Annotated in this window: 12 protein-coding genes; all 12 read right to left on the bottom strand. The window is 53.3% G+C overall.

The window, feature by feature from the left end; all coding sequences use genetic code 11:
- Window positions 1-243: 243 nt before the first annotated feature.
- The 12 genes from BJU60_RS10315 to BJU60_RS10265 all read right to left on the bottom strand — a co-directional run bounded on the left by BJU60_RS10315 (window position 244) and on the right by BJU60_RS10265 (window position 9,230).
- Window positions 244-1,002 carry an alpha/beta hydrolase family protein gene (locus BJU60_RS10315; RefSeq protein ID WP_070328785.1) on the bottom strand — a complete coding sequence of 253 codons (759 nt, stop codon included), beginning with the start codon at window positions 1,000-1,002 and terminating at the stop codon, window positions 244-246.
- Window positions 983-1,456, bottom strand: a complete 474-nt coding sequence (gene ytkD / locus BJU60_RS10310; RefSeq protein WP_070328784.1) for an RNA deprotection pyrophosphohydrolase — start codon at window positions 1,454-1,456, stop codon at window positions 983-985. Before ytkD ends, BJU60_RS10315 begins: the two co-directional genes overlap by 20 nt.
- Window positions 1,457-1,554: 98 nt before the next feature.
- Window positions 1,555-2,907 carry a glucose-6-phosphate isomerase gene (locus tag BJU60_RS10305; RefSeq protein ID WP_070328783.1) on the bottom strand — a complete coding sequence of 451 codons (1,353 nt, stop codon included), beginning with the start codon at window positions 2,905-2,907 and terminating at the stop codon, window positions 1,555-1,557.
- A 106-nt stretch (window positions 2,908-3,013) separates the two neighbouring features.
- Window positions 3,014-4,177 (bottom strand): iron-containing alcohol dehydrogenase, encoded by a 1,164-nt coding sequence (locus tag BJU60_RS10300; protein WP_070328782.1) that lies wholly within the window; start codon window positions 4,175-4,177, stop codon window positions 3,014-3,016.
- Window positions 4,178-4,245: 68 nt separating this feature from the next.
- A complete protein-coding gene (locus BJU60_RS10295; protein WP_070328781.1) occupies window positions 4,246-5,244 on the bottom strand; it encodes a Gfo/Idh/MocA family protein in 999 nt (332 codons plus the stop codon).
- Window positions 5,245-5,341: 97 nt separating this feature from the next.
- Complete coding sequence (gene yugI, locus BJU60_RS10290; RefSeq protein ID WP_016509788.1) at window positions 5,342-5,734, bottom strand: S1 domain-containing post-transcriptional regulator GSP13; 393 nt, start codon at window positions 5,732-5,734, stop codon at window positions 5,342-5,344.
- A gap of 219 nt (window positions 5,735-5,953) precedes the next feature.
- Window positions 5,954-6,076: a hypothetical protein gene (locus BJU60_RS15450; protein WP_255569834.1), complete on the bottom strand. Its 123-nt coding sequence runs from the start codon at window positions 6,074-6,076 to the stop codon at window positions 5,954-5,956.
- A 179-nt stretch (window positions 6,077-6,255) separates the two neighbouring features.
- A complete protein-coding gene (locus BJU60_RS10285) occupies window positions 6,256-7,443 on the bottom strand; it encodes an aminotransferase (RefSeq protein ID WP_070328780.1) in 1,188 nt (395 codons plus the stop codon).
- Window positions 7,440-7,934 (bottom strand): Lrp/AsnC family transcriptional regulator, encoded by a 495-nt coding sequence (locus BJU60_RS10280; RefSeq protein WP_070328779.1) that lies wholly within the window; start codon window positions 7,932-7,934, stop codon window positions 7,440-7,442. The genes BJU60_RS10285 and BJU60_RS10280 overlap by 4 nt, the downstream gene beginning before the upstream one ends.
- A 1-nt stretch (window position 7,935) precedes the next feature.
- Window positions 7,936-8,739, bottom strand: a complete 804-nt coding sequence (locus BJU60_RS10275; protein WP_070328778.1) for a glycosyltransferase family 2 protein — start codon at window positions 8,737-8,739, stop codon at window positions 7,936-7,938.
- Complete coding sequence (locus tag BJU60_RS10270; protein ID WP_070328777.1) at window positions 8,736-8,984, bottom strand: NifU N-terminal domain-containing protein; 249 nt, start codon at window positions 8,982-8,984, stop codon at window positions 8,736-8,738. The genes BJU60_RS10275 and BJU60_RS10270 overlap by 4 nt, the downstream gene beginning before the upstream one ends.
- 12 nt (window positions 8,985-8,996) lie before the next feature.
- Window positions 8,997-9,230 carry a DUF1871 family protein gene (locus BJU60_RS10265; protein WP_016509787.1) on the bottom strand — a complete coding sequence of 78 codons (234 nt, stop codon included), beginning with the start codon at window positions 9,228-9,230 and terminating at the stop codon, window positions 8,997-8,999.
- Window positions 9,231-9,471 lie beyond the last annotated feature (241 nt).

The following is a 9,471-nucleotide window of genomic DNA, read 5'->3' as shown; positions in this document are numbered from 1 at the left end:
CGTTTTCCTGGAGACGGACTTCTAAATCTAGGGGCAAAACCAACTGGTTCATGGTATACTCTTTGTACATAGGGGCACCTCCAAAGTTATGGTTTGGTCACTTTAACTTTATCAAAGGTCGCCCCTATCTGTTTAGTCTGAAATGCGTGCACGAACCCATAAAAATGAGAAGAGGCCACCGGGAGCGAACAAGTCGCTCCCGGTGGCCTCTTTCTTATAAATCTACTGGGTTATGTCCCAGCCTCATTTTTTTCTTGCAATCGCCAACATCCAATCCATCGCTCGGTCCGTCGTCTTCCATTTTTCCCAGAACGGGAGCTGATGGGCGAACGGCAAGATCCAAAGCTCTGCTTGCGAACCGATCTTGTCGGCGAGGGCGGTCGCATGACGAAGCCGGACTTGCTCGTCGTCCGTCCCATGAATGAGTAGCGTCGGCGCCTGCCAGTCTTTGAAGAGCGGAGACCGTTCGACATACGCCTCATGGACCGCCGCCGGGTCTCCCCCGGTCATCCGGCGCAACATCTTCCGCATCGAACGCTGTTCTTCATACGTCCATTCCAAATTCGTCACACCCGCCCACGACGTGACCGACGTGACGGGACGTTTTGATGCGAGCGACAACGCCATCATGCCGCCCCGGGAAAAGCCGAGGGCGTGGATCGTCTCGTGCGTCCGGCTAACGCGGTCATACAGAGACACGACGTCCTCTAAGTCGGCGCCTCCGAAATCCTCTTTTCCGGTTCCCCCGTGGTTCCCGCGATAGACCGGCGCCACGACATGGAACCCTTTCGCCGCGAATTGCATTAGCCGAGGCAACCGGACGTCGCCGATCCTCCCGGTGCCGCCTCGTAAATAAAACAGCACCTGGCCGTTCGGGCGTTTTGGCGTGATCGTGTAGGCGACGATTTCTTCCCCGTCACTCGTCTCGTACCAACCTCGATGAACGGGGTATCCCGCATAAGGAGGCAGGACGTCGACTCGATCAAACCAACTTTTTGTCATGGAGTACTTTCATCGTTTCGGGCAACACTTTATCTTTCATCATGAAACTGTAGCGGCCGTTACGGAGCAGGTTCGTCGGTAACGTGTCCAACAAGACGGCCCCGTCGGTCTCATCGACGGCCGGATGATCCTCGAACCGTTCGATTTCCGCAAAATAAATATTTTTGATGACGGTGTCACCACGCCCGAGCACCCGGTACTGCCCTAAATAATGGAGCGTCTTGACGACACCTCCCGTCTCCTCGTACACTTCCCGAATCGCCGCGTCGTCCTCGTGTTCTCCGGGTTCGACTTTCCCTCCCGGAAATTCGAGTCCGCGCTGCTTATGCTTCGTGAGCACCCATTTGTCCGCATAGCGGGCGACGACCCAGACGTGAAGCGGCGTATCCGAAAATGGATAGTGCTCGAAGCTCAACTCGACTTTATTGTGATAGTAGTCCGTGAATGTCAACATAGTCCATCCCTTTCTTTCCCGTGTCTACTCTCACTTTACCTTGTCTCACCCTAGTTTCAAACAAAAAAATAGGCCCGCCGAGGCGGACCTACAACAAATCATTGGTTTAAGCGCTTTTCAAGCTCAGCTTTTTGTTCTTCGTAACCTGGTTTTCCAAGCAACGCGAACATGTTCGCTTTATATGCTTCAACACCTGGCTGGTTGAACGGGTTGACTCCGAGAATGTAGCCGCTCATCGCGCACGCCTTCTCGAAGAAGTAGAACAAGTAGCCGAGATGATATGGCGTCATCTCTGGCAATTCGACGACGAGGTTCGGCACGTTTCCGTCCGTGTGGGCGAGGAGCGTTCCTTCCGTCGCCTTGTCGTTGACGAATTGGATCGTCTCACCGGCAAGGAAGTTCAAGCCGTCGAGGTCTTGTGCGTCTTCAGGGACGTTCAACGCGTGACGGACGTTCGTGACACGGATGACCGTCTCGAACAAGTCGCGGCGACCTTCTTGGATGTATTGTCCCATCGAGTGGAGGTCAGTCGAGAAGTCAACTGCCGCCGGGAAGATCCCTTTGTTGTCTTTGCCTTCTGACTCGCCGTAAAGCTGTTTCCACCACTCTGATACATAGTGGAGTGCCGGCTCGTAGTTGACGAGAAGTTCGATTGATTTACCTTTCGCATACATGGCGTTACGGACGACCGCGTACTGATACGCCTCGTTCTCTGAAAGTTCAGGTGAACTGTAAGCATTTTCCGCGTCACGCGCACCTTCCATGAGGGCATCGATATCGATGCCTGCCGCCGCGATCGGAAGCAAACCGACTGGTGTGAGGACAGAGAACCGTCCACCGACATCGTCCGGAATGACAAACGTCTCGTAACCTTCTGCATCAGCGAGCGTCTTCAAAGCGCCACGGGCACGGTCTGTCGTCGCATAAATGCGCTCGCGTGCGCCGTCTTGGCCGTACTTCTCTTCCATGAACTGCTTGAGGACACGGAAAGCAATTGCCGGCTCTGTCGTCGTTCCCGATTTTGAGATGACGTTGACTGAGACTTCTTTGCCTTCAAGTACTTGAAGCAACTCCGTCATGTACGTTGACGAGATGTTGTGGCCCGCGAAGAAGACTTGCGGGGCGTTACGCTCCTCTTTTGACAACACGTTGAAGAATGAATGTTGCAGCATCTCGATGGCTGCACGAGCGCCGAGATACGACCCACCGATTCCGACGACGACGAGGACGTCCGAGTTGTCGCGGATTCGTTCAGCGGCCGCCTTGATGCGTGCGAACTCATCCGTATCAAAATTCGTTGGAAGGTCGATCCAGCCTAGAAAATCGCTGCCGGCACCGCTCCGGTCGTGGATGACCGAATGGAGTGCTTTCACCGTTTCTTGCATTTGATCGACTTCGTGTTCCCCGACGAAAGACAGGGCGTTAGAATAATCGAAACGTACTGTTGACATGGCATTTCCTCCTTTAAATCGCTCATCTAAGAGCCATACATGACCCATCATAAACGGAAACGACGGATTCGTTCAATCATTATTGCAAAATAGGCATCAAATCGCCTTATTTGCTCAATTCAAGAATCGCAGCCACGTCTTCGCGTTCGAGTGTACGGAAACGTCCGAACGCTCCACGCTTCATCGCTGAATCAAGGATCGCCTCGAACGTCGATTCGTCGATCTCATAGTCGCGGAGTGAACTTGGCGCACCAAGTTGGTCGAAGAAAGCACGAACCGCTGTGATCGTACGTTTTGCTGTCTCGAGGTCTGTCGCACCCGGTTCAACGTCGAACACTTCTGTCCCGAGTCGTGCGAACCGTGCCGCGTTGTCTTCTTCAAGGACGTGCTCCATCCAGCGTGGGAAGAGGATGGCGAGACCGCCGGCGTGCGGGATGTCATGGACAGCCGAAACGGCGTGCTCGATGTTGTGCGACGCCCAGTCGCCAGAAGCGCCCATCTGCAAGACCCCGTTCAAGGCGATCGTGCCTGCGAACAAGATGATGGCACGCAAGTCGACGTTCTCTAAGTCGTCGACGAGCTTCGGTGCCGACTCGACGACCGCTTTCAAGACGCCTTCAGTCATCCGCTCTTGGACCGGAGCGTGGTTCGGGTGGAAGTACTGCTCGAAACAATGGCTCATCATGTCGACGATGCCATAGATCGTTTGGTCTTTCGGCACCGACACGGTATAGCGCGGGTCGAGGATCGAGAACGTCGGATAGACGAGCGGGTGGCCCCAACCATATTTCTCTTGCGTCTCCCAGTTCGTGATGACCGAACCGGAGTTCATCTCAGAACCTGTCGCCGCGAGTGTGAGCACCGTCCCGAACGGTACCGCTTCAGTCGGGATATGGTCACGGAGGACGATGTCCCATGCGTCGCCGTCATACGGGATCGCTGCCGAGATCAATTTCGTGCAATCGATGACTGAACCGCCGCCGACCGCGAGCAAGGCGTCGATGCCTTCTTCGCGCGCTTTCGTGACCGCACGTCTCACCGTTTCAATCCGCGGGTTCGGTTCGACACCTGAGAAGTCGACGAACACGATGTCCGCTTTATTTAATTCAGCAACGACTTCCTCATACGTCCCGTTCTTCTTGATGCTCCCGCCTCCATAGACGAGCATCACTTTCTTCGCGTCAAGCGCTTTGAGCTCGCCTGTGAGCTTCTCGATCTGATGCGTCCCGAAGATCAATTTCGTTGGGTTTTTGTATTCAAAGTTGTGCATAAGTCATCCTCCTTCAAAAATATGTAACACCTACACTATATACCCTGTTTTTCTGGATTGAAAAGTGATTAGCCCTGACTGTATATGCGGTCGATGATTTGATGAAGCAGGACCGCCTGTTCGGCCTGCTCGTATGACGGCTCATGCCGACACGCCTCAAGGAAGGAGCGAATCTGTGTCGCGTACGGGTCTTGTAACGTCAAATGAGCCGGCGTCTTGTCAAACAGAGCGCCATGTTCTTCCGTATAGATCGTGAGCGGGAACAACGACGCCCCGCCGGCTGTCCCTCTCAGTTCCACGTTCATCGTATCCTTCGGCCCGATGTTCGCCATGAAGCTCGCGTCTAAAAAGAGTGAGGCCCCGTTCTCGAACGTGACCATCGCCCGGGCCGTGTCTTCAACCGAGAAGTTGTCGGCGTCCCAGTCGCCCATCAGACCGACACCAGGACGCGTCCCAAGATACTGTCCGACGTGACCGACCACGTCGACCGGTTTTGGATAATCCATCAAATAGAGGGCGAGGTCGAGCATATGTACGCCGATATCAAGCAGCGCCCCGCCTCCTTGAAGTTCTTTGTCCGTGAACACGCCCCAACCCGGGATGCCACGGCGCCTTAGGGCGAGCGCGGTCGCCGCATAGATGTGACCGAGTTCATTTGAGTCAATCAAACGTTTCAGCAGTTGCGTGTCCGTCCGATGCCGGAAATGGAAGCCGTAATGGAGCGTCCGGCCGGCCCGCTTGGCCGCTTGTAGCATCTCGTCCGCCTCACGCTCCGAAATGGCCGGCGGTTTCTCGCAAAGGACGTGACAACCGGCATCGAGCGCCTGGATGACATGGTCTTTATGCAGGGCGTTCGGTGTGCAGACGCTGACCGCATCAAGCTGCTCGTTTGCGAGCATGTCCGCTACCGTTTCATAAACCCGTTCGATCCCGAACTGACGGGCAACCGCCTCCCCGCGCTCCCGTGTCCGGTTCATGACCGCGACGACATCTGCCCCGGCCGCGATGTAATGCGGGATGTGTGCGTTTGTGGCGATACCGCCCGTCCCGATGATTCCAATTTTCATGTAAATCTACTCCTTTCTCTATCTCTTTCGGGAACATCTGTTCAATTTCCTGTACAAAAAAAAGGCGACCTATTTGGAATAGGCCGCCTTTCATCACTTACTTTTTGAAGTTCGTGTTTTTGATCCAGTCTTCGAGCTTGTCCTTAAGGACTGTGAAGCCTGGCGCTTCTTCTTGCTTGAAGTTTGAAGCTTCGTTGCGGCGTGGTGCGCCACGACGAGCTGGCTTAGCCGACTTCTCGCGTTTTGGTGCTTCTTGTGTCGCTTTCATTGAAAGCTTGATTTTCTTAGATGCTTCATCAACATCAAGAATTTTCACTTCAACTTCTTGGCCGACTTGAACGTACTCGTTCACGTCTTTCACGTAGTCGTGTGAGATTTCAGAGATGTGGACAAGACCTTGTGTCTCGTCGTCGAGTGCGACGAACGCACCGAAAGGTTGAATTCCTGTTACTTTACCTTTTAAAACTTGATCTTTTTCGTATTTTGCCATTACAAACACTCCTATGCTAAATTCATCAACTTACTATAACATACTTTTTTCGATAAAGTGTAGAAAATAGTAAAAAAGATTATTTAGGATTATTTTGACGTTTCAAAGTCGCACCTCAGGGTAAATACAAATCAAGCAAGACTTCAAGTATTCCCCCCTGATTCCGCTAGGCTAACGCCTAGCCCTTTTTTTGTTTTAAGATGTCGCAAACGTCCGCTGCTAGCTGATTTCATAGACGTCCCCACTAGCCATCTCGTCCAAACTCATCGCGAATCGACCGACCGATATCCCCAAGTCCGTCGCGGTCGGTTCGTACGAATGTTCAAGGTTCGGGTGCTTCACTCATTTACCTTCTAATCCGCCCTCAATCTCGACCCCATAATCTATATTCACACGCCACTTTCGTATATCTTCCCATTTTATGTTACATCGTTCAACCCATTTTAGAATAATCGGTCGATATTCGGTCGTGGGCGAGGCGCGATCACCATTCACCTTATCGCTAAAACGTCAACAGACCCTCATCGCTGAGAGTCTGTCGTTGACGTTGCCAGTTCAAACTGTTTCATGAACCGATCGATACGGCGGATCGCTTCTTGAAGCTGCTCGATCGACGTCGCATAACTCGCACGGACAAAGCCTTCCCCGCTCGCTCCGAACGCATTGCCCGGAACGACCGCCACTCGCTCTTCAAGCAGCAACCGTTCGGCGAACTCCTCGCTCGAAAGCCCGGTATGGCGGATGGACGGGAATGCATAGAACGCACCACCCGGGACGTGGGTCGGGAGACCTGCGTCGTTTAACGCCTGGATAAAATAGTTACGACGCTGGCGATAACTCTTCACCATCTTCGGGACGTGTTGGTCGCGGCTGCGCAACGCCTCAAGCCCTCCGAATTGGACGAGCGTCGGCGCACACATCATGCCGTACTGATGCACTTTAAGCATTTCCCGGGTCACGACTTCCGGGGCGCACGTGAAGCCGAGGCGCCATCCGGTCATCGCGAACGCTTTTGAGAAACCGTTGACGACGATCGTCCGCTCGCGCATGTCGTGGAGCGTCGCAAAGCTCGTGAACGGGGCATCGTAAGACAGCTCCGCGTAAATCTCATCGCTCACAACCCACAAATCGTGTTTCGTAGCGAGTTCCGCGATTTCGGCGAGTTCGTCGCCCGTCATCGTCGCGCCGGTCGGGTTCGACGGGAAGCAGAGCAAAATCGCTTTTGTCCGTTCCGTGATCGCTGCTGCGACGTCTTCCCGATTCAAGCGGAACCCGGATTCTGGACGACAAGCGACCGGGACGACGGTCCCACCGGCTAATTCAATGAGTGGCCCGTAGGAGACGAAAGCTGGCTCGACGACGAGAACCTCGTCACCTGGGTTCAATAAAGCACGGAAGGCGATATCGAGCGCCTGAGACGCCCCTGTCGTGACGATCAGTTCGGTCGCCGGGTCATACGTGACGTCAAAACGGTCGGTCATGTAACGAGCAATCGCTTCACGCAGCTCGAGCAGACCCGCGTTGGCACTATAAGCCGTATAGCCTTGCTCGAGTGCCGCGTAGCTCGCTTCGCGGACGTTCCATGGCGTGATGAAGTCCGGCTCTCCCACCCCAAGAGAGACGACATTTTCCATCGTCTGTGCCAAATCGAAGAAACGGCGAATGCCAGACGGCTTCATCGAGACGACTTGATTCGATAGCGACTTCATGGCGTGATGTTCAACCGTTTGTCTTCGACTTGTGGGGTGAACAAAATACCGTCATGCTTGTACGTCTTCAACTTGAAGTGGGTCGTCGTCGACACGACCGAGTCAAGCGGTGACAGTTTGTCCGAGACGAACGACGCCACGTCTTGGAGCGAACTCGCCCGGATGACGACTTGCAGGTCGTACGCGCCCGACATCAAATAGAGAGCCGTCACTTCCGGGAAGCGGTAAATCCGCTCGGCGACCTCGTCAAACCCGCGACCTCGCTTCGGTGTGACTTTGACGTCGATGAACGCCGTGACATCGTGACGGTTAATCTTCTGCCAGTTGATCATCGCCCGGAAACCGAGCAAGATGCCGTCCGCTTTGAACTTCTCGAGCATCGCTTCGACGGTCGCCTCATCGGTCGCGAGCAAGTCCGCGAGCAACTTCGTCTCGAGGTATCCTTTTTCTTCAAGCAATTCCAAAAGTTCTAACTCTTTTGTTGTGTACATATTAGTTGTCTCCTTCCGTTCTACCGGGAAACGTCCCTGCGAACGACCTTTCTGTCTGTCTCACGTACTCCCGCCGTTCGGACTGGACGATATGAAAATTCTTCATCTCCATATTCACCAAGCCGTGTTTTTGACAAAACCGCTCAAAGTAGCGTCGACGCGCCTCATCTTGTTTCGCCGATAAGTTGTCGGTTCCGTTAAAAGCGTAGAGCACCGTCGCCCGGGCTGGATGAACGACCGTCCCGTGCTCGATCACACGTAAGATAAAGTCCCAGTCCCAATAGTTATAAACCGTCTCATCGAACATGCCAATGACGTCGTGAAGCCGCTTGCGGTAAAGCGTGCCGGACGGAATGAACGTCGAGTCTTGCCGAATCCGGTCCAAGTCGAGCTCGTAGGCGAACGCCTCCCACTCCGTGACGACCCGCCGCCCGTCTTGCCATGTGAACCGAAACAGTTCCGCATCGGTGAAGACGAGGTCTGCCGTCGTCAAATCATCGAGCGCTCGTTCGATATGGGTCGGCATGAGTAAATCATCGTCATCTAATAAGAGAATATACTCGCCTCTTGCCTCCATCACGCCTCGGTTTCGCGCTTTGACGTGATGATTTTCTTCAAGCTCGATCAACCGAACCGACAATCGATTCAAAAAAGGCGCCAAAAGATGTTGCTTTGGCGGCCCATCATTATTTACTACAAGCACTTCGAACTGTTGAAACGTCTGTACCGTCAAACTTTCGAGCAGTTCCGTCAGTTCCGCCTCGCGCGCGTAGGCCGGAATGACGATCGAAACGAGCGGGTTCATCCGCGGTAAGCAGTTTCGACGTGCGGTAAGATTGCTTCCCAGCTGACGCCGTTCTCTTTTGATACTGTGACAAAATCGCCGTAAGCGAAGACGCTCTCGACACCTTCGATCGTGACGAGTTTCGCGAGAAGCGGTTGCTCTGTTGACTCGCCGGCTTTCACGCTTTGGCTCTTAGCTCCGAAGACGTTTTCAGGAAGTGTGATTTTCATTGCATTTGGATTAGGTGTTGGATCGATTCGTAACATGTTGGTTCCCCCTTATAATTGACAAGCTTCTGAAGATGTAAGTAATTGTCTGGCCATGGCGCGCGTATCGTCCTCAGACGGGCACTCTCCAAACGAATCCGTCAGAATACGACGAATCGTTTCATTCAACTCCGCTTCCGAGTCGATCTGCACGAGCGCCACTGTGATGTCATCGAACTCTGGCCCGTAAGACCCAAGCCCGTAACCGAGCGGGTCCCATGCTAATAATAAATCTTCTGAACGCATTTTTAAAACCCTTCTTTTTAGCCTTGATATTATATCGTACTTCCTCAATCTACCGCACTTTTGACGATGGCGCTAGCCTTACCTCGGATTTCCCGCTTTTTCAAATCGAGCCAACACTATATCTAGTATTGGTTCCTGGTCATAACCTTTTTAATAATTTATGGAATCAGTGACATTCTTCTTGATTTCCGTATTGACAAATCGGATTGAACGCTTACAAAAAAAGCGGACAGCTTTGACC

It is taken from the genome of Exiguobacterium aurantiacum (assembly GCF_001766415.1).
In the GTDB taxonomy this organism is placed as follows: Bacteria; Bacillota; Bacilli; order Exiguobacteriales; family Exiguobacteriaceae; genus Exiguobacterium; species Exiguobacterium aurantiacum_A.
The sequence above is the reverse complement of the archived record's forward strand: the minus strand, read 5'-3'. Positions and strand labels throughout refer to the sequence as shown.

Bases quoted from the DNA above. Each gene is read 5' to 3' on its own strand.
- BJU60_RS10315 (WP_070328785.1), bottom strand. From the start codon at position 1,002: ATGACAAAAAGTTGGTTTGATCGAGTCGACGTCCTGCCTCCTTATGCG.
- ytkD (WP_070328784.1), bottom strand. From the start codon at position 1,456: ATGTTGACATTCACGGACTACTATCACAATAAAGTCGAGTTGAGCTTC.
- BJU60_RS10305 (WP_070328783.1), bottom strand. From the start codon at position 2,907: ATGTCAACAGTACGTTTCGATTATTCTAACGCCCTGTCTTTCGTCGGG.
- BJU60_RS10300 (WP_070328782.1), bottom strand. From the start codon at position 4,177: ATGCACAACTTTGAATACAAAAACCCAACGAAATTGATCTTCGGGACG.
- BJU60_RS10295 (WP_070328781.1), bottom strand. From the start codon at position 5,244: ATGAAAATTGGAATCATCGGGACGGGCGGTATCGCCACAAACGCACAC.
- yugI (WP_016509788.1), bottom strand. From the start codon at position 5,734: ATGGCAAAATACGAAAAAGATCAAGTTTTAAAAGGTAAAGTAACAGGA.
- BJU60_RS10285 (WP_070328780.1), bottom strand. From the start codon at position 7,443: ATGAAGTCGCTATCGAATCAAGTCGTCTCGATGAAGCCGTCTGGCATT.
- BJU60_RS10280 (WP_070328779.1), bottom strand. From the start codon at position 7,934: ATGTACACAACAAAAGAGTTAGAACTTTTGGAATTGCTTGAAGAAAAA.
- BJU60_RS10275 (WP_070328778.1), bottom strand. From the start codon at position 8,739: ATGAACCCGCTCGTTTCGATCGTCATTCCGGCCTACGCGCGCGAGGCG.
- BJU60_RS10270 (WP_070328777.1), bottom strand. From the start codon at position 8,984: ATGTTACGAATCGATCCAACACCTAATCCAAATGCAATGAAAATCACA.
- BJU60_RS10265 (WP_016509787.1), bottom strand. From the start codon at position 9,230: ATGCGTTCAGAAGATTTATTATTAGCATGGGACCCGCTCGGTTACGGG.